Annotated in this window: 22 protein-coding genes; 7 read left to right on the top strand and 15 right to left on the bottom strand. The window is 53.8% G+C overall.

All coding sequences use genetic code 11. From position 1 onward, the window contains the following. Positions 1-193: 193 nt before the first annotated feature. The 8 genes from modB to CKL79_RS13890 all read right to left on the bottom strand — a co-directional run bounded on the left by modB (position 194) and on the right by CKL79_RS13890 (position 8,889). Positions 194-2,020 (bottom strand): molybdate ABC transporter permease subunit, encoded by a 1,827-nt coding sequence (gene modB, locus CKL79_RS13925; protein WP_121970184.1) that lies wholly within the window; start codon positions 2,018-2,020, stop codon positions 194-196. A 20-nt stretch (positions 2,021-2,040) separates the two neighbouring features. Continuing rightward, the gene (modA, locus tag CKL79_RS13920; RefSeq protein WP_121970183.1) at positions 2,041-2,814 is read right to left on the bottom strand and encodes a molybdate ABC transporter substrate-binding protein; all 774 of its coding nucleotides are present in this window, start codon (positions 2,812-2,814) and stop codon (positions 2,041-2,043) included. 32 nt (positions 2,815-2,846) lie between these two features. Further along, on the bottom strand, positions 2,847-4,373 hold the full coding sequence (locus tag CKL79_RS13915; RefSeq protein ID WP_121970182.1) for a GMC family oxidoreductase: 1,527 nt from the start codon (positions 4,371-4,373) through the stop codon (positions 2,847-2,849). Between the two features lie 3 nt (positions 4,374-4,376). After that, positions 4,377-4,991 (bottom strand): heme-copper oxidase subunit III, encoded by a 615-nt coding sequence (locus CKL79_RS13910; RefSeq protein ID WP_121970181.1) that lies wholly within the window; start codon positions 4,989-4,991, stop codon positions 4,377-4,379. After that, positions 4,988-6,709, bottom strand: a complete 1,722-nt coding sequence (gene ctaD / locus CKL79_RS13905; RefSeq protein WP_121970180.1) for a cytochrome c oxidase subunit I — start codon at positions 6,707-6,709, stop codon at positions 4,988-4,990. Before ctaD ends, CKL79_RS13910 begins: the two co-directional genes overlap by 4 nt. Further along, positions 6,702-7,619, bottom strand: a complete 918-nt coding sequence (locus CKL79_RS13900) for a cytochrome c oxidase subunit II (protein WP_121970179.1) — start codon at positions 7,617-7,619, stop codon at positions 6,702-6,704. Before CKL79_RS13900 ends, ctaD begins: the two co-directional genes overlap by 8 nt. Positions 7,620-7,732: 113 nt before the next feature. Next, positions 7,733-8,389, bottom strand: coding sequence for a DUF2231 domain-containing protein (locus CKL79_RS13895; protein WP_121970178.1), 657 nt, complete (start codon positions 8,387-8,389; stop codon positions 7,733-7,735). After that, positions 8,386-8,889: a DUF2231 domain-containing protein gene (locus CKL79_RS13890; RefSeq protein WP_121970177.1), complete on the bottom strand. Its 504-nt coding sequence runs from the start codon at positions 8,887-8,889 to the stop codon at positions 8,386-8,388. The genes CKL79_RS13895 and CKL79_RS13890 overlap by 4 nt, the downstream gene beginning before the upstream one ends. A gap of 441 nt (positions 8,890-9,330) precedes the next feature. On the opposite strand from CKL79_RS13890, the gene CKL79_RS13885 reads away from it, so the two are divergent. After that, positions 9,331-9,801, top strand: a complete 471-nt coding sequence (locus CKL79_RS13885; protein WP_121970176.1) for a hypothetical protein — start codon at positions 9,331-9,333, stop codon at positions 9,799-9,801. A 27-nt stretch (positions 9,802-9,828) separates the two neighbouring features. On the opposite strand, the gene CKL79_RS13880 is transcribed toward CKL79_RS13885, so the two are convergent. Then, complete coding sequence (locus tag CKL79_RS13880; RefSeq protein ID WP_121970187.1) at positions 9,829-10,695, bottom strand: GNAT family N-acetyltransferase; 867 nt, start codon at positions 10,693-10,695, stop codon at positions 9,829-9,831. 91 nt (positions 10,696-10,786) lie between these two features. Here CKL79_RS13880 and puuE point away from each other — a divergent pair, with 91 nt between their 5' ends. From puuE to CKL79_RS13855, 5 genes are all read left to right on the top strand, one after another. Further along, a complete protein-coding gene (gene puuE / locus CKL79_RS13875; RefSeq protein ID WP_121970175.1) occupies positions 10,787-11,707 on the top strand; it encodes an allantoinase PuuE in 921 nt (306 codons plus the stop codon). An 82-nt stretch (positions 11,708-11,789) separates the two neighbouring features. Beyond that, positions 11,790-12,272: a hypothetical protein gene (locus tag CKL79_RS13870; RefSeq protein ID WP_121970174.1), complete on the top strand. Its 483-nt coding sequence runs from the start codon at positions 11,790-11,792 to the stop codon at positions 12,270-12,272. Between the two features lie 304 nt (positions 12,273-12,576). Continuing rightward, positions 12,577-13,143: an HdeD family acid-resistance protein gene (locus CKL79_RS13865; RefSeq protein WP_141242212.1), complete on the top strand. Its 567-nt coding sequence runs from the start codon at positions 12,577-12,579 to the stop codon at positions 13,141-13,143. Between the two features lie 271 nt (positions 13,144-13,414). After that, positions 13,415-14,899: a DUF3370 domain-containing protein gene (locus CKL79_RS13860; RefSeq protein WP_121970172.1), complete on the top strand. Its 1,485-nt coding sequence runs from the start codon at positions 13,415-13,417 to the stop codon at positions 14,897-14,899. Between the two features lie 88 nt (positions 14,900-14,987). Next, the gene (locus CKL79_RS13855; protein WP_121970171.1) at positions 14,988-15,227 is read left to right on the top strand and encodes a hypothetical protein; all 240 of its coding nucleotides are present in this window, start codon (positions 14,988-14,990) and stop codon (positions 15,225-15,227) included. 32 nt (positions 15,228-15,259) lie between these two features. Here the strand turns inward: CKL79_RS13855 and ald are convergent, their stop codons facing one another. The 4 genes from ald to CKL79_RS13835 all read right to left on the bottom strand — a co-directional run bounded on the left by ald (position 15,260) and on the right by CKL79_RS13835 (position 17,969). Next, the gene (gene ald, locus CKL79_RS13850) at positions 15,260-16,357 is read right to left on the bottom strand and encodes an alanine dehydrogenase (RefSeq protein ID WP_121970170.1); all 1,098 of its coding nucleotides are present in this window, start codon (positions 16,355-16,357) and stop codon (positions 15,260-15,262) included. 236 nt (positions 16,358-16,593) lie between these two features. Continuing rightward, the gene (locus CKL79_RS13845) at positions 16,594-17,085 is read right to left on the bottom strand and encodes a photosystem I reaction center subunit XI (RefSeq protein ID WP_121970169.1); all 492 of its coding nucleotides are present in this window, start codon (positions 17,083-17,085) and stop codon (positions 16,594-16,596) included. 89 nt (positions 17,086-17,174) lie between these two features. Beyond that, entirely contained in the window at positions 17,175-17,303 is a 129-nt protein-coding gene (locus CKL79_RS13840; protein WP_121970168.1) for a Photosystem I reaction center subunit IX, read from the bottom strand. A gap of 165 nt (positions 17,304-17,468) precedes the next feature. Continuing rightward, on the bottom strand, positions 17,469-17,969 hold the full coding sequence (locus CKL79_RS13835) for a Photosystem I reaction center subunit III (RefSeq protein ID WP_121970167.1): 501 nt from the start codon (positions 17,967-17,969) through the stop codon (positions 17,469-17,471). Between the two features lie 242 nt (positions 17,970-18,211). Between CKL79_RS13835 and tsaD the strand changes: the two genes are divergently transcribed. Continuing rightward, positions 18,212-19,267, top strand: coding sequence for a tRNA (adenosine(37)-N6)-threonylcarbamoyltransferase complex transferase subunit TsaD (tsaD, locus tag CKL79_RS13830; protein WP_121970166.1), 1,056 nt, complete (start codon positions 18,212-18,214; stop codon positions 19,265-19,267). 21 nt (positions 19,268-19,288) lie between these two features. Here the strand turns inward: tsaD and CKL79_RS13825 are convergent, their stop codons facing one another. Together CKL79_RS13825 and CKL79_RS13820 are read right to left on the bottom strand one after the other, a co-directional pair. Next, positions 19,289-20,254, bottom strand: a complete 966-nt coding sequence (locus tag CKL79_RS13825; protein WP_121970165.1) for an alpha/beta hydrolase — start codon at positions 20,252-20,254, stop codon at positions 19,289-19,291. A gap of 59 nt (positions 20,255-20,313) precedes the next feature. Next, a complete protein-coding gene (locus CKL79_RS13820; RefSeq protein ID WP_121970164.1) occupies positions 20,314-21,054 on the bottom strand; it encodes a hypothetical protein in 741 nt (246 codons plus the stop codon). Positions 21,055-21,126 lie beyond the last annotated feature (72 nt).

Here is a 21,126-nt window from a genome sequence, read left to right as displayed (position 1 = left end):
TAGCGCTCATAATCAAGCGCTGCAATATCGGCTTCGGTGAATTCTAGAGTAATCATCTCTCAGGAGGATTAGACGCGACAACTGTATTTCACCTTAAATATCCCGGAAATGTCCAGTTCTTAGTCGTTTAGAGTATAGCTATTGTTTTTTGTCATGTTTCACTAAGTGCCAATCTCTCTCAGTAACCTTGTCTTCAATCGCTTAACAAAATCAACCGCAGCGGATCTAAAACGACTTGCCAGGGGAAAGCCTGGTCTTTAATAGTGGCCCATTTTTCCTTAAAGATCTCTGCCTGGAGGTGATAATCGCGATCGCTGTCAGCGGGAGCATTGAGCTTTAAGAACAAAGTCATGCGGTGGGGCGTTTCGCTCGTAGCGGCTAGCCAACAGGGAAAGGTATTGGGCTTTGGCGCATCTGCTGAGGCAGTGAGGAAGGTTATTTGGTGAGCGCGGATGCCAATATGGGTGAGATTTGTAGGAAGCGGTTCGACGGTGGTAAGCGTGCATTGCCAGTCTAGCGCCTCTATTTGGTGGGGGCCACGGGCGATCGCTGTAGAGCAGTTTTTGCAGCCTGTGAGCCTGGCAATACTCACGGTTTTAGGCTGCTCAAATATACGGTGTTTGGGGGCATGGGCCGCTACATGGCCACTTTCGAGGATAAGGAGGGAACGGCAAATTCGGTAGGCTTCTTCTAAATTGTGAGTGACTAAGAGGGTAATACCAGAATAGCTCTGAAGTCGAAGTTTGAGCTGCTGTTCAACTTGGCTACGCAGGTGGGTATCCAGCGCTGAGAAGGGTTCATCGAGGAGTAAAACTTCGGGTTGGTTGGCTAGTGACCGGGCGAGGGCTACGCGCTGCTGTTGCCCGCCTGACAGTTCGTGAGGATATCGCTGAGCTAATGGGCTGAGGTGAACAGCGGTGAGCTGTTGGCTGACGGCGGCTTCCATTTTGGAGGGGGGAAGTGGATGGCTATGAAGACCAAAGGCGACGTTTTGAGCGACCGTGAGGTGGGGAAAAAGGGCGTAGTTTTGGAAGAGAATGCCGACTTTGCGATCGCAGCTTGGCAGATCGATTCCTTGCCCAGAGTCAAACAGTACCCGGCCATTCAGTACAATTCGACCCGCATCGGGCGTTTCGATGCCAGCGATGCAGCGCAGAATCAGGCTTTTACCGGCTCCGGATGCGCCGAGAAGTCCGAGAGGGTGCTGGTCGTCGGTGGTGAAGTTGACAGCGAGGGTGAAGCCGGGGAGTTGTTTGCAGATGTTGACTTGGAGGCAGGGGGGAGTGGGACTTCGGCTACGCTCAGCCGCCGTGTGCGGGGGGGGATGGGGAATGGGGAATGGGGAATGGGGAGGTGTTTTTAGAAGGGTTTTGCGGGTGGCGAATTGGTTGACGAGGATGATTGCGCCTAAAGAGAGAATGAGGGTGGCTGATGACCAGAGGGCAGCTTCGCGAAAGTCGCCACCTTCGACGGCGAAGTAGATGGCCATCGGTAGCGTTTGGGTGCGGCCCGGGATGTTGCCTGCGAGCATCAGGGTGGCTCCAAATTCACCGAGGGCGCGGGCAAAGGACAGGGTTGTTCCGGCTAAAAGACTGGGTAGAGTCAGAGGGAGAGTGATTCGCCAAAAGACGGTGAGTTCTGAAGCGCCCAGGGTTCTGGCGGCCTGTTGCAGGTTGCTGTCGATTTGCTCGAATGCGCCCAGGGTTGTTTTGTACATGAGCGGAAAGGCGACAACGGTTGCCGTTAGGACTGCGGCATACCAGGTGAAAACAATATTGAGGCCGAGATGGGAGAGTAGCGAACCCAATGGGCCATTTTTACCGAGCAGGAGCAGCAGCAAAAAACCCAGTACGGTTGGGGGAATGACTAAGGGGGCGAGAAAGAGGCTGTCGAGGAGCGATCGCCCCCGACCCCGGTAGCGCTGCATGAAGTGGGCGGCGGCGATACCGAGAAAGCAGGTGATCAGGGTGGCGATCGCGGCAATCCGCAGAGATATCCAGAGCGGTGAGAGGGTGAGCATAGGGAAGTGAGGAATGGGTACTAGCTTTGACCAAATCCGAATGCTTGAAAGATTGCCTGAGCGGGTTCTGTGGTGAGAAAATTAATAAAGGTTTGAGCGGCTTCAGGACTGGGCGAATTCTGTACGACTGCGATGGGGTAGGTGATAGGCGAGTGAGCGTCGGCGGGCACCGTCAAGATTACCTTGACCCGTTCAGAAAGTGCCGCATCAGTAGCGTATACCATGCCCAGGTCAGCGTTGCCGCTTTCGACGGCAGAGAGCACGCTGCGCACATTGTTGCCAAAGACGAATTTGGACTGTAGGGCGTCTAAGAAATCCAGCTTTTGAAAGACTTGTTCGGCGTATTGTCCGGCGGGGACGCTGCGAAATTCTCCAACAGCGAAGCGGCTGATGTCGGTGTCTTTAAGCTGAGAAAGATTGGTGATGTTGAGGTTAGAGGCGGTGGGCGCAATCAGTACTAATCTGTTGGTGAGCAGGTTTTGACGAGAGCTAGGTAGGATTAGCGCTTTGTCGGCCAGCGCGTCCATCTGTTTAGTCGCCGCAGAGAAAAAGACATCGACCGGGGCACCTTGTTCAATTTGTCGCTGAAGCGCACCGGAAGCGCCAAAGTTGTAGTCTACGGCGATTTTAGGATAGGCGGTGCTGAATTGAGGAGCGATCGCTTCTAAACCATCTTGCAAGCTCGCCGCTGCCGATACCGTAATAGTCACCGGCTGTTCACGGATACTACAAGCGAAGATCAACAGTGTAGAGAGTAGCCCTACCAGGAAGAACGTGAACTGACGGCGTTTCATAGGTGTGTTCAACCGCTAGAGATGAAAGCCTACTAAGCTTTTAGCCGCTCTATCAGGTGCTCCCCTACCCGCAGCGCATTGGCTATCACTGTCAGGGCTGGGCCGACGCTGGCGCAGGAGGGAAAAAAGCTGCTGTCTACTACATAGAGATTGTCGATTTCGTGGGTGCGGCAGTTGATATCTAAAACAGATGTCGCTGGATCGTGTCCCATGCGACAGGTGCCGCACTGGTAGCCGACTACCTCGATGGGCGACTCTCCTCGGGGGTAAACGGTGCTCTGCCTCATACCGAGCGCTGAGCCCTCTAGCTCTTTGAGCACTCCCATCCAGCGATACACCAGGCGGTCATGGGCTTCAAGATTGTTGGGGGTAAATTCGTAGCGTAGCTTTTTCTTCTTTCGGCTTTGCTTGAGATAGATGCGGTTTTCGGCCTTGGGCAACACGCCGGTTTGAGCCCACCAGCCGATGGAGCCGGTTGCCAGCTTTTTTAGACCAAAGCCAGGAAGAAGGCGGGCCAGAACTGAGAGCAGGGGTGGCGATTCTGCAAAGATAATGTCTTGCAGCAGTCCGCCGCTGTTTTCAATATGGCCCATGGGGAAATCGTAGTACTCATCGCCCCAGTAATAGTCGTTGATGCTGACGCTGCGAGCAAATTTGCCGTCGTTTTTGGCTGCCCCCCGCTCTACAATCACCGTCATCAGATGCTTCATTAAGTTGCGGCCTAGCTGGTCTGAGCTGTTAGCTAGTCCGTGCGGATGCTGGTCGTTAGCAGAAATTAGCATCAGGGCAGCAGAGTTGACCGCGCCACAGGCCAGCACCACAATATCGGCAGTGAATAGCATCGGCTGCTCATCGACCTCGGCCTGTACGCCTTTGATCTCGGTGCCGGTGGGATTGGTGTGCAGGGCGACTACTTGGGCGTTGGCTTTGAGGGTGACGTTTTGGTGGGCGATCGCCCGATCAATCCCAAAGACCTCCGCGTCCCCAGTCGGATCATCCTCTCGCTTAGTCAGGCTCATTGGCAGCGGGGCAGCGCTGAGCCCTTTGCCTTGAATTGCCTCTACAATCGGCTGCATCACGGGCGCGTGACCGACTGCGGGGAAGGGATAGTCAGCGCTGTGAGTCGGCTCGGTTGGGTCAGCTTTGGCATCGCCATGCACCTGGTATAGCTGCTCTGCCGCTGTGTAATAAGGATCCCAATCGGCATATTTCAGGGGCCATTCGGGGGTGACACCGTCCTGGTAGGTAACCGCTTCAAAGTCGCGATCGCGCATCCGCATCAGCGAAGCATTGTATACCTTTGTATTACCACCGATGGCATAGTTCGTCTGCGGTGAAAACGGCTCACCTGTCTCGTCGTACCACTGATCTGGGGCGTGGTAGCGCTCTTTTTTGAACACATCAACATCCGCCCGGTTCTGTTCCCCAAGCGCCATCTGAGACCCGCGCTCTAAGATCAAAATCCGCTTGCCAGTCGGGGCCAACTTTTGCGCCAGCGTACCGCCGCCCGCCCCCGTACCGACAATGATCACGTCGTAGTGTTGGTCGTCAAAAATCATGAGCTACTGCCACACGTAAATCAAGAGAAACAAGATAATCCAGATTACATCGACAAAGTGCCAGAAGATCGAAGTCGCCGCAACGCCATACTCGCCGCCCGCGTAGTTGTTCGGGATAAACGAACGAGCCAGCATAATGCCCTGCAACAGCACCCCGGTAAAGACATGCAGCCCATGAAAGCCCGTCAGCAGGTAAAACGTCCCGCCAAACACCCCATCGGTAAAGCCAAAGGGCAGGCCCATCCACTCCACCGCCTGGCCGTAGAGAAAAAAGCTGCCCATCGCCATCGTCAGCAGCCAAAAGATCCGAAAGCCCCACAGATTGTCACGGTGCAAAAAGCGCTCGGCAAAGTAGATTACAAAGCTGCTCGAAACTAGCACTATCGTATTGATTAGCGGCTCTTTTACCTCTAATCCTTCAAACCCGGCAGGAAGCCAATCTGCGGCACCGGTTTTAAAGACGATGTAGCCGACAAAAAAGCTAAAGAAGATAATGCTTTCAGACAGTAGAAAGACCACGAAGCCAAACATGCGATGGTCTTCTTCGGATTCTAAATGGGCGTGCTCTAGATGAGCGACTTTGCCGTCGAGTGAAGGATCTACGTTGATGCTGCTCATGCGATTCTCCCTTTAAGAGGCTTTGCCATCGTCTCTCCCACAGGCTTACCCGCAGGATTATTAGACACCAGCGGTTCATCACTGCCATAGCCATACGGCGGCGACACCACTATCGGAATCTCCTCAAAGTTTTCATGCGGCGGCGGCGATGACACCATCCACTCCAGTCCAATCGCTCGCCAAGGATTATCCCCCGCCTCTTTTCCCTGATTCCAGGAACTCAGCATGTTCAAAATAAAAGGCAACGTCGAAACGCCCAGCAAAAAGCCGCCCAGACTCGCTATCACATTCAAAAAAGCAAACTCAGGATCGTAAGAGGCCACGCGCCGAGGCATTCCCATCAAACCCAGCGGGTGCATTGGCAAAAAGATCAGATTTGCGCCAATGAAGGTCAGCGCAAAATGCAGCTTGCCCAAGCCCTCGTAATACATACGCCCCGTCATCTTAGGAAACCAGTGATAAATTGCCGCATAAAAGCCCATTACCACCGCGCCGTTAATCACATAGTGAAAGTGACCCACCACAAAATAGGTATTGTTCACGTGAATATCAAAAGGAGCCGAAGACAGCATGATGCCGGTAATGCCCGAAAATAGGAACATCGACAGCCCGCCCAAAGCAAACAGCATTGCTGTAGTCAGCCGCAGCTTACCGCCCCACACCGTCGCTACCCACGCAAACACCTTAATGCCTGTCGGAATCGAGATCGCCATCGTCGTAAACATAAACAGCATCCGCATCCAGCCCGGCGTGCCGCTCGCAAACATATGGTGAACCCACACCATCAGGCTGAGCACGGTGATCAGCACAGAAGAAACCACCACCACCCGGTAGCCAAACAGTGGCTTGCGGGCATACACCGGAAACACTTCTGAAAACACGCCGAAGATCGGCAAAACAATCACATATACCGCCGGGTGAGAGTAGAACCAAAAGAAGTGCTGATACAGCACCGGGTCACCGCCGCGAGTCGGGTCAAAAAAGCTCGTGCCAACTGTGAGATCGAGCAGCAGCATCACCGCGCCCGCCGTCAGAGCAGGCAAGCCAATCAGCTGAATCATCTGCGCCGACAGCACCGTCCAGCAAAAGGCGGGCATCTTGAACCAGCCCATGCCGGGAGCGCGCATTCTAAAAATGGTCGTGACAATATTCACCGCGCCCATAATCGAGGACACACCCGACAGCGCTACCGCCACTAGCCACATCGCCTGACCGTTGATCAAATTGCCGGTCGGGTTTTGCAAGCTCACGGGCGGATAGGCCCACCAGCCCGACTGAGAGGGGCCACCGGGGATAAAAAAGCTGGTAATGAGAATAACGCCGAACACAGGCACCATCCAAAAGGCAGCGGCGTTCAGCCGAGGGAAAGCCATATCCCTCGCCCCAATCATCAGCGGCACCAGATAGTTCGCCAGCCCGTTCAGCATCGGGAAGGTCCACATGAACAGCATGATCGTGCCGTGCATGGTGAAGAGCCCGTTATAGACCGTGCGATCTACCAGATCTGCCTCGGGCGTAATCAGCTCGCCGCGCATCACCATCGCCAGCAGCCCGCCAAACAAAAAGAAGGTAAAGGCCGTGACAATATACTGAATACCGATGACCTTGTGGTCGGTGCTGAAGGTGAAAAACCGCTGCCAGTTATCCGGTGCGCCCGGTTCGGGCTGCATAACCGGCTGCGCCTCAGGCGGCTTCACCTCCAAAGATGCATTACTCATAAGAATCCTTCACTGAACTGCTGTAGTTGACAATGGGTGCGGGGGCAGGCTTCACAGTCGCCCAGCCCAAGCTAATCGAGCCTTCAGCAGCGCGGCTAAAGGCTTCATCGGCCACATTTTCGGCGGCGGCGGGCGGCATCTGGGCAGCAGCTAACAGCCACTGCTCATAGTCTTCTTCCGATTCGACGACGACATTGGTTTGGTTGTCGGCGAAGTAGGTGCCGCTATAGGCCGAATCCCGCAGGCGGTAGCGACCTGCTCGAATGGGTGTGAACGAAAAGTCAATTTCCCTGCCGGGAATAATGTCTTGCTTCACCCTAAACGCGGGGATGTAAAAGCCGTGTAATACGTCTTCTGATGTCAGTTTGAAGCGGGCTCGCTGGTTTATCGGCAGATGTAGCTCGGTGCTGCTAACGTCGTCCTCTGGGTAGCGAAACTCCCAGGACCACTGCCGTGAATGTACTTCAATCGGCGGCCAGTTTTTGGTCGGTTCGGTATCGCCTGGCACTTTTTCCTTTTTGTCTCCAGGCACGGTGCCCGCCGTTTTCATCTCCCTCGGAGCAAAGGGGCTCAATAGGCTCATCTGATCGTAGGTGTTGTAGCTAACCGACCCAATCCAGATAATCAGCACAATAGGAACCGCTGTCCAGACGATCTCCAGCCAAAGATTGCCTTCAATCGGTGGGCCATCGGTAGGGTCGTACTTGGCTGCTCGCTGAAAGACCATGGAATACAACAGCGTCCCGACCACCCCGATAAAAATAAAGGTGCCAACGGCGGTCATAAAGCTAAAAAGCTTATCGACTAGCACCGATTCTGCGGAGGCTTGGGTCGGCATCCATTTGTAGGCTTGCTGGCCCATCCAGTAACTAATGCCTAGGTTTGCAGTCGCTAACCCGGCCAGCCCCATAATCCTGCGCCGATTGAGTACCCGGTTTAGATCGCTTGTCCTCTCGTTCTCAGTATTCACTCGACTCTCTAGGTTTCATTTTCTAAACTAATTCTCTAAACTAATTTTCTGGGCTAACCTTTTGGCCCAAAATCCCTTGGCCCAACGACCCGTGGCTGGGTCAGTACCTCGGCTGGTGGCGTGCCCGGTACCTGCTCGTTAGGATTGATCCCCGCTCGAATCAGCCGGTCGGCGGTCACATGAACGCCGAAATCACCGCCCAAATGGGCACCTAGTGTCCCCTGGGCAAACATCAGCCCAAAAATAAACAGCCCAGCAGCCAGATAGCTCCACTGCACCTGCCTAGCCCGATCTTCGCGCCATGAGTAGCGCTGAAAGCCTCGCCAAATCGTCATGCTGACAATCAGCGCCAGCAGCAAAACACCGCCAAGGCCGTGCCATACCATGGTGTCGGTGGCGTTGAGTCCCCAGGGGCTCACGATGTCATCTGGCGGATCGGCCAGCAAAATTTCGTAGAACCCAGCCGCGACTGTAAAAAAGGTGATGATGGCAGCTGCGACCAGGTTAAACCAGCCCACATCGTAAAGGCCAGAGCTGGTGACCGGAATTGCCAGAAATTTGAAAATGGGCTTTTCTAGTGGGTAAAGGGCGGCGACGATGTCGAAGGCGATCGCCACAATAAACAGCCCCAGCGTCAGATGCACCAGATTGGGATGGATCGGGATACCGTAAGGGAGGCCATTGTTGCCTGCTAAGCCAAACATCATCATTTCAGCAGACCTCCTCGCGCTGCCTCAACAACCGCTTCTGTGTGCAGACCGTACACCCACACCAGCTTGTCACCCAAGTAAACTTGAAAACCGACGAGCAGCGTCAGCACCGCGTTCAGACCCATGTAAGCCTTGGGTAACGATCCCGGTGAATTGAGCCGAATGATGTAGCGCCAGCCGGTGATCGCCGCCAAAATGCCCGACAGCGACCAACCCAGCAAAGTATGCAGGTTGAGGTCGCCCACCGCTGCCGCGTAAGGCATGGCTAATCCCGCTTCCACCTGGCCAAACAGAATCGCGATAAAAATAGAGATGGTCGCAAAGACCATATTCCACCAGCCCACCTCATGCAGTTGAGCATTTTTGGTAAAGTAGCCAACCCCATCGCAGATGACGGCAAACAGCACCATAGCGATAACAAAGTGCACCACAATCGGATGAATCGTGTCGGGATAGGGCAGATTGTGATCGTTCAATGGGGGCAATAAATTCTCGAACACTGGTTTCTCCTGAGAGCCTGAACTAACTGGGCCTGTCGGGCGGCTTATACCCGAGCTGAAGTTTTTAGCTGAAGTTTTTATAACTGGGTTTTACCTGAGGTCTTAAAGAAGGGATGATTGCGCTATCGGGCATAGCAACCTCTAGCAGCATAGACACCCCAGGTTAAAATCAGCCGCCTATCTATTGGTCCTACTACTGGTCATGATAAACACGTTTTCAAAATTCGATCAGGGCCAGCCGCGCCGCAAATGTATGAAGTAATGATCCCCGCGCCAACATAGGCATGTCCTTAGCGGGTTTTTAGCACAGTGATTCTACGGATGCTCTATGATTTAAATCAGTGCTAGAGCGAGCCGGTCAAATAGCTTAATTTAAGTGGCCTGATGACGCACTAGCTAACCCTTGACTTGCTTTGGCTGTCACCAATCGCAATAGCGCGCATGAAATTTTTTATCAGCTTAGGGACGGCTACCGTCTCGCTGCTTTTTTTGACGACGGCGGCCCTGGCACAGCAGGCGGCGACGGCGGTGCCCGCTGATACCTGCTATGTCGAATGGGAGAATGATGTTCGGGTGAGCTTGGCAAGTCTTTGTCGTGAGGTTGAGGTGAGCAGCGATCGCCCCGCTTCATCCCGCACCACCGAACCTCGCACCACCGCAGAGGTCAGATCGCCAGCAGTAGCCGTTGAGGTGGTCTCTAATGTGGGCTCTGCTGTCTATGTGAATGGCGTCCTGGTCTCCCCGCCAAACCGCGCCCAGCTTTATCCATCCCCTGCGCCCAATGCTGATAGCGCTAGCCGCAGCCACTATTCGATAACTATTCGCCCAACGATTGGTCGCCCAACGACTGGTCGCAACCGACGATACGTTCGATATCAAAGGTTTTACCCTTACTCGCAGCCCGTTCATTAGAGGATTCTTCAGCCCTTGTCGCTGACGCTAACCTAGTTCGAAGGTGGTCACGCCGAATATGCGATCTAGCGGTAGCGGGGGTATCTGCTGGTTGTACATCCTAGCGGTTTCAAAGACGCTGATTAGGCCATATCTCTCGGCTAGGGTAACGGCTGGTGAATTGGGCTCGGGTACGTCTAAGTAAAACGTGCTGCCGAGTTCAATTTGAGCAATTAGGGCGAGAAAAATTTCCTCTGCAAAGCTTGGCGTGTCTGCAAAGAGGGGGCCAATTTTGTATCCTTCTCGGCAAGGTCGCATTACGCCGTAACCGGCTAGTTTTTGATGATGGACTAAGCCGATGGCGTGGCTTCCAGGCTGAGCTAGCCAGCATTTGAGAAAGGCGGATCGCGCTGCTAAAAAGACGGCTTGGTCGTACTCTAAGACGGTGCTAAAGGGCAGCGAGGCTAGCGAGACCAGGGAAGATTGAACGCTGGGTGGCAGATCTGGCAGCTGGGTCGGACGGATTCCCTGATACCGAATGTTGCGGTGGGCTAGTCGGAATCCAGACCTGATGTAGTTATCCTGCTGAGCCACGACGCCATCTAACGCTACATTGCGTCCTTTCAGGGTCTCAAGCCCAGCGTGCCAAAGCTGCAGACCGTACCCCTGCCCCCTAAAGGCTGGCTTCACGATATACAGGCCCAAAAATCCAAAGGTGGCTCCGTATTTGACGACCGAGATCGCGGCAATCGGTTCGTCTGCTAGCTGGCCCATCAAAAAACCGGTGGGGTCAGCAGCATAAAAGCAATCGGCATCGTATAGGCCAGGGTTCCACCCTGCCGCTGCTGCCCAATCTATCGCCAAGTCTAAATCAGGGCGAGTCATGGGCCTGATGCTGTAGTCAGGCGAGATCATCGGACAAGTGCCCTCGTAGAGTGCCATCGTGGGATGCAATAATTTTAGTCAGCCCTGACCCAACTGCACTAACCCTTAGGTGATCGTTCCGATGTCTTCCAGCTATCCCCGAGATCTGATTGGCTATGGCCAAAATCCACCGCACCCTCGCTGGCCCAATGACGCCCGGCTAGCGCTGCAGTTTGTCATTAACTACGAAGAGGGAGGCGAAAACTGCGTTTTGCATGGGGATGCTGCTTCGGAAGCCTTTTTATCTGAGACGATCGGCGCTGAGCCGCTGCTGGGCGTTCGCAATATCAATATGGAGTCGATGTATGAGTACGGCAGCCGGGCCGGGTTTTGGCGGCTGCACGGGCTGTTTACCCAGCGGGATGTGCCGCTGACGGTTTATGCGGTGGCGATGGCTTTGGAGCGCAACCCGGACGTGGCGGCGGCAATGGTGGCAGCCGGGTGGGAAGTGGCTAGTCACGGCTATCGCTGGATTGACTATCAGTATGCGGGTGAGGCAATGGAGCGATCGCACATTCAAACCGCCATCGACATTCACACTCGGGTAACGGGCAGTCGTCCGCTTGGATTTTATCAGGGTCGTGTGAGCCCCAACACCCGCCGCCTGGTGGTTGAAACCGGTGGCTTTCTCTACGATGCCGACAGCTACGCCGATGACTTGCCCTACTGGAATCACGACTATGGCCAGCCCCATCTGGTCATTCCCTACACGCTAGACAACAACGATATGCGCTTTGCCACCTATCAGGGGTTTAACTCAGGCGAGCAATTTTTTACTTATCTCAAAGATGCGTTTGATGTGCTCTATGCCGAGGGCGAAACCGCCCCTAAGATGATGAGCGTCGGCCTACACTGTCGGTTGTCCGGACGCCCCGGCAGAGCCGCTGCGATCGCTAGATTTTTAGACTATGTGAAAACGCACGACCAGGTTTGGATTGCCCGCCGAGTGGATATTGCTCGCCACTGGCACACCCATCACGCGCCCGCTGTCCTATCTGCGTAGATTGTCTTTTCTATATCTGTTTTTTGAACAAGCGACCGCATCTAGCCTCTAGTATTTGGCCTAACCTTAGTGAGGAAAACCCATGTTGTTATTCGCTCAGAAAATATCGCAAATCACCAGGCAGTGGCATAGCCGTAAGGTAGTAGGACTGCTGCTGGCGTGTTTGGCGATGTTTGCTCTTACCGGCTGCGGTTTGCTCAATCAGCTGCCGCCCGATCAGGTTGTTAAGTTAGCGATCGCTCAGCAGCTCACCCAAACGCAGCAGACCATCACCCAAGCCTTAGGTCAGCCGAGCGCAGCTGAGCTTGAGCCCAACTTTAAAATCAAACAGCTAGCAGTTTCTGAACGTGAAAAGCTGTCCGGCCCGACATTGCAAAAAGCGCTAGGTGATTCCCTGTCCAATCGTCTCTCTGGGGATGTCTACCGGGTGCGCGGCACCTTCAGCGCTGCGATCGCCGCCCGGCCCCGCCAAACCCAAGACAGCCCCTTCGAGGTGTATCTCAGTCCCGATTTTCAAGCGGGAGATGCCGAAGTAGAGACCTGGTATCTCCTCAAACCGTCCTGATGTGGTCATTATCTGCAAAGCTACATCCCTTGCCTGCGCGAGCTGTCCAGAAAATTGTCTGAGCGACTGCTTAGCCAAGATTTAACTACTTTGAAATTCATTTGCAACTTATCATTGGTTTATGGAGAGAGCTAGCGCAGGCTGCTCTCTAGATTTAGAGGGATGAAATTTGAGGTTGACTTTACATACTTTACATAATAGGAACGCCGGGTTTGATTAGAGGGCTCTAGAACTACGCTCCATAACGCTAATCGTCAGAACAAGCGCAAGTCGAATGCTGACAGCCAGAAAAAGGAGATGAAAAGTGGAAAGCCGTGAACAAGTTAAGCGAGGGTCAGGCTGGGTAGTTGGCTTAGGCGCTGTCATGATTATATTGGGGATTTTGGCGATCGCCAGTCCTTTGCTAGCAGGGGTTGCAGTCAGCATATTTTTGGGCTGGGTGTTTGTTATTGGCGGCATTGTTCAGGCGGTTGATGCTTTTCGGCACCATCGCAGTAGTGGCACTCTTGCACTCCGGCTCATCCTCAGTGTTTTGTACATAGTCGTGGGCGCTTTGCTACTGTTCAATCCATTGGCTGGCGCAGTCTCGTTGACTTTGCTGATCGGCATTTTCTTTTTCGTAGACGGCATCTTTCGCGTCTTTCTCGCTTTTAGAGTGAAGCCTGCGTCCCGATGGGGATGGATTTTGCTCAATGGCATCTTGATGATTATTTTAGGCATTTTTATCTGGTCTCAGTGGCCTCTGAACGCCCCCTGGATATTGGGCTTATGGATAGGCATCGGATTATTAATCAATGGGGTAACCACGTTGGTATTTGGTACTGCCGTTTTAGCCGCTGGCGCAAATGAGGTAACTCGACGCGAACCCTAGTGGGTCAGGGTTAAGAGGCGCGTGCTTCCTTTTGAATACAACTTTAGGGAAATAGAAGATTCATAAAGGTAGCCCTCCAGGTTTAAGCGCTACTGGGCGCTAAGTTTGCCGAACCAGCGTTTTTGCTGGCACGACTGACCCTAACTGTCCACTTCCAATTGCGAGCTGTTCACCTGCAGTGATATGGTCTTATCCGTCCGTTTGACCGGGTGTCTGATCTTCTGTACACCTTGCCGAACGGTCTGTACGTTTGAGCAGGTTTCTGGAATTAATGTTTTCGCTACTCTCTTTTTTGTCACTAGCTAACGTTCTGGCTACCCCACTTTCAGCCGACACTTCACTGCCCTGGGCTGAACCGATAGAAAGCGCGCCGCTGACAGCTCAGGCCGAGAGTACCCTCATCACGATTCCGCAAGAGGTGCGCCCTCTACCCGGTGGCTTAGACAGCGTCCCAGTCTTCAATAGCAACAGCCCCGAAATCATTGAGTCTGATGGCATTTTGCTCTCTACTTTTCCCTCCCGAGGTAAGAGTGCGCCCGAAGCTCACCTTGACTACGCTTTTAACGGTCGCTTTGATATTTTTTCTCATCACGTGGCCCGAGGCCAGGACGATGCCGATACGCGAACGATATACGAAGGCATTATCGTTCATAACCCTGGCAGTCGCCCGGTGACGCTCTCTGTGCGAGAAGGCGCTTCTCAAATTAGCCAGGAGTCTCCCTGGAATCAGATCGCCTCAGGTAGCTCTAACCTGTATAGCAATAATTTTTCTGGGCCGGGTAGCCGGGTGATGAACGATGTGCTGCGCGATCGCCGTCAGTCTCCTCTACCCGATCAGCTCACCCTCCCGCCTGGTGAAAGCCGCCTGCTCTTAAACGCCCCCATTCCCTTACGTCGCTTGAGCGTGGCTACCGATGGCAGCTTACCCCCCGGCAGCGAGATTTTGCCAGCACCCGTTCGCGTCTCATCGGGAGAAGGCCCCCGGCTGAACGGCCGCTCTACCCTGGTGCGGTTGCACAGCAGCGGCCCGGTCTATGTGGCGAGTTTGGCCATGCATGCCCCTCAGGTCAATGGCACAGAGCGCGTTCCGAGCTTAGAAGATTGGAAACAGGTCTTATTCCGGGGGCGGCTAGCGACCCCTCGTGACCAGCCGCCCAGCCAGCCGGGCAGCCGCGCTAATCCCTTTCGCTATGGCCGGGTCTCCGGCGTCGCTCGGGGCTCGCAGTGGAAAGCAACCCTGACTGATGGTCGGAGCGACCAGCTAGCGATTCCCAAGCCAGGCGAGCAGTTTTCCTACGGGCTCAGCACCCTGGAGCGCAATACGTTTGGCACTGGCCAGATTCAAAGCGCGCCGATTGACGCTCGCTACTCGGACACGGCCTATCGTGCTAACGGCAACTATGGCGTCGAATATAACCTGGACCTACCGCTGACCAACAATACAGGCAGTGCGCAAACGGTGTCACTGTCTGTACAGACGCCTTTACAAAACGACAATCTGAGCGATGCGCTTCAGTTTTACACCTCACCCAGTTCTCGCATTTTCTTTCGAGGGACGGCGCTGTTTATCTATAGAGAAGACGATGGCAGGTCTCGCGCTTACTACACGTATCTAGAGCAAAGCCAGGGGCAGCAAGGTCAGCCGCTGATAGAAATTACGCTTGCCCCCGGTGAACAGCGCAACGTTAACTTTCAGTTTCTCTATCCGCCGGATGCCACGCCGCCTCAAGTGCTCACGGTTAGCACGCAAGATTAGCACATAAGATTAGCGCCCCACCACGGGCAGAGTTCGGCAGCAAATGACCTGTGCTAGTCTGCATCAGAACGATACGATTAGGATAATTATGAGCGACTATACGCCTGTGAGCTGCGAGCTATATGACAAGCTAGAGGCAATCGCCACTCTCCACCGCACCAGCCAAATCGCTTACCGCAACGAAGCTGGTGACAAAGTAGACGTAGAAAGCAAAATCGTCGATGTCTATGCCAAAGACGGCGCAGACTACTGCAAGCTAGAAAATGACACCATCATCCGCCTGGACAAGCTAGAAGCTATTGAAGCAGGCGGAGAAAAAGTGCTCTAGCTCAGACCAGCAGGCGCGCAGACCTAACAGCACTAAGCCGCTAGATCTGGGAAGACCTCTTGTACAGCTGGATGTACCAGCCGATGGTTATGAACGTTGAGGCCAGTCGCTAAACCTTTGCCGACAGCAGAGCTACTCTTGAGCGCGGTCAAACCACCTTCAGCTAGCTGTAAAACGTAGGGCAAGGTGCTATTGTTCAGCGCCTGAGTGGCTGTCCAGGGCACTGCGCCTGGCATATTGGGCACGCCGTAGTGAACCACCCCAGACTCTGTATACACCGGCTCACTATGGGAGGTTACTCGCAGCGTTTCAATGCAGCCGCCTTGATCGACAGCCACATCGACGATCACCGAGCCCGCCCGCATCTGAGCGACTATCTCACGAGTTACCAGCGTCGGTGCTTTGCGACCCGGTACCAGCACCGCCCCAATCACCAAGTCAGCGGCGGTAACGGCGGCAGCGACGTTGGCGCTGTTGCTATACAGCAGATTTACTCTAGAGCCAAAGAGCGTTTCTAGTTGCGACAGTCGCTCTATATTGATGTCGATAATAGTGACTTGCGCGCCTAGCCCAACGGCCATTTTCGCCGCTTCAGTGCCGACCACGCCGCCGCCCAAAACAGCAACGCTACCCGCAGCGACTCCCGGGACGCCACCTAACAACACACCGCGCCCGCCCTGCTGCTTTTCTAAAAAACGCGCGCCAAACTGTACTGACAGCCTCCCAGCAATCACGCTCATGGGCATTAGCAGCGGCAGGGTGCCCTTGTGTTCGACGCTTTCGTAGGCGATCGCACTCACCCCGCTCGCCATCAGCTTCTCAGTGAGTTCTCTGCCAGCGGCCAAATGCAAATAGGTAAACAGCAGCTGCTCTGAGCGCATATAGCCATATTCGGCGCTTAGCGGCTCCTTGACCTTCACCACCATTGCCTGCGCCCAAGCCGTCGCTGCATCAGGCGCAATTTTAGCCCCCGCTTTTACATAGTCCTCATCGCCAAACCCGGCTCCGATGCCCGCTTGGGTCTCGACGACCACTTGGTGATTGCGATCGCATAGTTCCTTCACACTCGCAGGACTCAGCCCCACTCTAAACTCCTGGTCCTTTATCTCTTTGGGAACACCAATATCCATGAAAAGTCGCCTGAGGCTAAGCTACGGTTAAAACATGACTATTCTAGAGCGATTTTTTCAGAAGAGCTGTAGCTTTACAGTCGCCTTTCTCTAATCTGCAACCCAAAGACAAACTGCCCAACGCCAAATATCTAAACATAAAGGAATCCCCTGCAGGCCAAGTGACCAGACAGGGGATTCTTTACTCCAATTCAATCAGTAGGCCATGCCCACCCAAATCAGATAATGGTCAGACGCTACTGAGCGCCTGCCATCAGACCAGATATCAACGGCAAATTCGCTGATAGCAGGTAGGCAAAGGCCGCGCCCCCAATACCGCCAATCAGGAAGCTGCCAGCAAACTCACTCCAGCCCTCATCGGTGCTCAGCCCTTCGGGCGGCTTATAGGGCAGAGTGTTACGAGAGATGGCGGGGCTGACGTTAGCACCGCTATAGAGCGAGAGGCAAACGGTCAAAATGATCACTAGGCCAACTGAGGCCAGCAGGCCAGCGATCGCAGGTACGTCAGTATCTCTTAGCGGCCCTAGCAAGAAAAATGGGCCATATAGCAAATAGCCATGGGCCATCCCTACTTCTAACCCGCGACGCTGAGGAGACAGCCCCTCACGGTAGGCAGGCAGGTTGCTAATGAATGCTTCTGACAGACCCGATGAATTTAACGGGGTCTCCAGGTTGCCAATCTGCGGATCGCCAGACCAGGGTTTAATAAACTGTGATGATGTCGGCATATCTTTATTATGGGTTCTCCAAACTTACTCAACACGCTACGAAAATGTTAAAAACCCGCCAAGTGTGCTCGCCACTGCGGGTACAGCCGCTACTGCGGGTACAGCAGCATGTCAGGAAAAAACCGATTGATCTCAATAATGATGCCAGAAGCAATGATCGTCACAACGGTCGCTAGCACTGGCGCTGTTGAAAGATACTTCAAGAAATTACTGCTCATAAGAACTCCTCCTGTGGAGCAATAGACAACAAATTGGCTACTTCATCAACCGGCCTCTATGTACCTTATTCATGCACCTCGTCTTTTGTTCTACTGCTGAAAAGCAAGCGATCAAAAACGGATGGCCAGATCAAAAGTAGCCCAGACTAAAATCAGCTAAGACAGCTAGCGAGGTGAGACCGTAATCTCTTCGCGCTTGGCAAACATCTCACCCGTCGTAATCTCTTTAAAAGCCAACAGAGGCCAGGTCAGTGAAGTTAGCGAACATTTGATAGCTAGCGGCACATCAATGATGACCTCTTTCTCTTCAGGAGACTTAGTCTCGCGGACGGCAATCACATAAGAACGACCGGCCCAGCCAATCCATCCAGCAATCAGCAGGAATAGAACGCTAGGAACTAGAAACTCGCCAGCATGGGCAAGATCGCCGTCTACGACAAGATGGGGAAGTCCTTCAGGGCCACACAGAAGGCTAGTGTTGGCATAGAACTCGAAGCGAGCCTTATCGGAATCAGTTGCCGCAGCAGCGGCGCGCTTTTGAAAAGCGGCTGACTCGCCACAGGGCACTAGACCTGACACATCGTCACCTGCAATGCCTGCGGTAGCCGGAGAGGCAAACCCCAAGGAAAGACAAAGAACTAAAGCCAGAGCAAACAATCGTCTCATAAATCGGTTTCCTCTCATTTGATTAAAAAGACGTAGGCTAACTTATATTTTGATTAAGTCTTAATGAATGAAGACCTACAAGCTCAGCCCAGCTTTTAGGTAATCATACTCCTCAGTCGGAAATCCCGTAAAGAAAGCATGGCAAGGCTTTACATCCCGACACACTTGCCCGCAGCGGCTCAAAAAATACCTAAAAAAGTAAATTTATCCTCTGCTACAAATCTACCTAAAGAGCCAAGCCAATGAGTACTGTTTTAGCCATAGAGACTAGCTGCGATGAAACAGCAGTTGCCATTGTTGAGGGTCGGCAGGTCCTGAGCAGTGTCGTGGCCTCGCAAATTGAAGTGCATCGGCGCTATGGCGGGGTGGTGCCTGAGATCGCCTCTAGAGAGCATGTGAGCGCTATTGGGGTGGCGATCGCACAGGCCCTCACCGAAGCGCATCTCCCCTGGTCTGCCATTGATGCAGTAGCCACCACCTGCGCCCCGGGTCTAGTCGGTGCGCTCATGGTGGGCATCACCGCTGCAAAAACCCTGGCAATGGTACACAGCAAGCCCTTCCTCGGCATTCACCATTTAGAAGGCCATATCTACGCCTCGTATTTGAGCGATGCGGCTGTAAATCCGCCGTTTTTGTGCCTGCTGGTTTCTGGCGGACATACCAGCTTTGTACATGTGCGGGGCGCTGGAGACTACGTGATTTTGGGTAAGACTCGTGACGACGCGGCGGGTGAAGCTTTTGACAAAGTGGCGCGGCTGCTGGACTTAGGTTATCCCGGCGGCCCCGTGATTGATCGATTGGCGCAAACGGGTAATCCCAAAGCCTTTGCTTTGCCAGAGGGAAAGATTTCGTTGCCCGAGGGCGGCTTCCATCCTTATGACGCCAGCTTTAGCGGGCTGAAGACAGCGGTGCTGCGACTGACTGAAAAGCTGAAGACTGAAAAAAATGAAAATGGGGGCGAATTGCCGGTAGCTGATATTGCCGCTAGCTTTCAGTCGACTGTCGTGCGGGCATTGGTGAAGCGAGCGATCGCCTGCGCTCAAGACCATAGCCTCTCTACTATCGTCGTTGGCGGTGGCGTAGCGGCCAACAGCGGTTTGCGCCGGGAACTGCAGGCAGCAGCCGCTAATCGTCATTTAAAAGTGCTGTTTCCCCCGCTCAAGTACTGCACCGACAATGCCGCGATGATTGCCTGCGCAGCGGTTGAGCATTTTGAGAAAGGAGAGCGATCGCCCCTCACCCTCGGCGGCCAATCCAAGCTATCTATCACCGACATTGCTCAGCTCTACCACAACTAGCGCCCGCCCAATGCCTACTGCCTACTGCCTACTGCCATTCTCCAAAACCACCCGCACCACTTCCCCCACCGCCTCCGGCTGCTCCACCATCGCCATATGACCGCAGTCTGCCAGCTCAGACACCGACATGCCGGCCTGAAAGTGAGGGTGAAAACTGGCCAGATAGTTCACATAGCGAGGCGGCATTACCTGATCTTTGCTAGCGGTGATGAAGTGAACAGGCTGCTTAAGCTGAGCAATTAGCTGAGGCAGTTGATGCACCGCTTCGCAGGTCGTCGATTCTAACAGTGCGCCCGCTGCCGCCTGCTTATCGGCTTGGATAAAGTCATCTATGCGCTGCCGTCCCCAACGAGTATCTAAAGGCTGGTGTACCATCAGCCGCGAAAATAATCGAGGCAACAGGGGCACGGCTGGCAGCCAAGTAGGTCTGTACTTCACCATCTGCTGACCCGCCGACCGAAACTTTTCAAACTCTTTGGGAATGTAAATGCCGCCCCCAGCATTGATACAAATTACCCCTTTGACTCGCTCAGGCAGTAGATAAGCGGCCCATAGCGCAATGCTGCCGCCTAGAGAATGGCCGAGCAGCCATACCTGGTCAAGACCTAGCCGATCTAGCAGTTCACCGAGATCTTGAGCATAGGCCGCCAAGCTATACGCCGAAGCGGAATGGGGCGCTGTCCAGCTATAGCCAGTGGGAATTTTGAGCTGACGGGGCGGCGATCCTTTTGCAGCCTGTCGTCCTTGCTTATCAGCATGAGACCCTTGAGCAGATCCACCAAAGCCGCGCAAATCGTAAGTCAGACAGCGGTGATGAGCAGCCAGTTGCGAAACTAGCGGTTGCCAGTAAGCGCGGCTCAGCAGCCAACCGTGGATAAAGACCAGCGCCTGGTCACTGCTGACAGGCTCGCTGCTAGGAGGCTCAGCAAGGGCTGGCTCGGTGAGTGTGTAACTGTGGGGGACACCCAAAATTTTGACAGTCGGCATACTTAATATGCTAGCGCCAAGCGTCACCCAGAGTCAGACAAAAAACTGTCTACACGCGGTTAGCTGACCGGCTCTCTGACCTGATGTTCTAGCAGCCGACAGCGGACGCCCTCGGCAATTTTCTGGCCCAAATACTCCGGAATCACCCCTTCGTTAGGCCCCAGCAAGTACAGAATCAGCCGAGTACGGCCTCGCCACACCAGTAAATTAGCGTTGACCACCAGCAAGTCTTCCTGCCAAATGGTGTACATCACCTTGTAAAACAGGCCGGGCTGATTGTCGGCCTCAATCAATAGCGCTGGCAGATGAAACACTGGATCAACATAAAACTCGGTTTCTACCTGCTCTAGTCCCGCATCTAAATTAAATTCTATATTGAGCATATTTTCGACTTCAAAGCGGCCCGACAGGGCCTCTCGCATCGCTCTTCGCACGTTGTCAGCGGTTTTAGCCGAAAGCTCTTTGCCCCCTCTGGAGACGACTAGCTTGGCAAATACCAGCATCGGCGGATAGATTTGCCCGTACAGGCTCAGGCTGTGGATCGTCAGGCCATAAGCGGCTAAAACGCCGAAGATATCGCTGAGTAAAAACGATTGATTGCGGTAGGCAAAATGTAGGGTGGTGCGATCGCCCTCAGCGGTCAGCTCAATCACTGCTTTTCGAGTTCTAAACAGCTGATAGGCCAGCCGCAGATTTTGCAGCTGAATATCGCTACCCACAAACTGCTCGTAGAACTGGGGAAAAGCTCTATTAAAGCGTTTGAGCAACTCTAAAGTAGAGGGGTCTAAACCAGATGCCATAAGGGGCCTGACCTCTTAAGAGGATATTTAAAGAGCATTAGACGAAATATCAGTACCCACAGAGATATAGCG

It is taken from the genome of Leptolyngbya sp. BC1307, assembly GCF_002286735.1.
GTDB lineage: Bacteria > Cyanobacteriota > Cyanobacteriia > Phormidesmidales > Phormidesmidaceae > Phormidesmis.
Note: the sequence above shows the minus strand (reverse complement) of the source record. Positions and strands in the feature narration are given on the sequence as shown.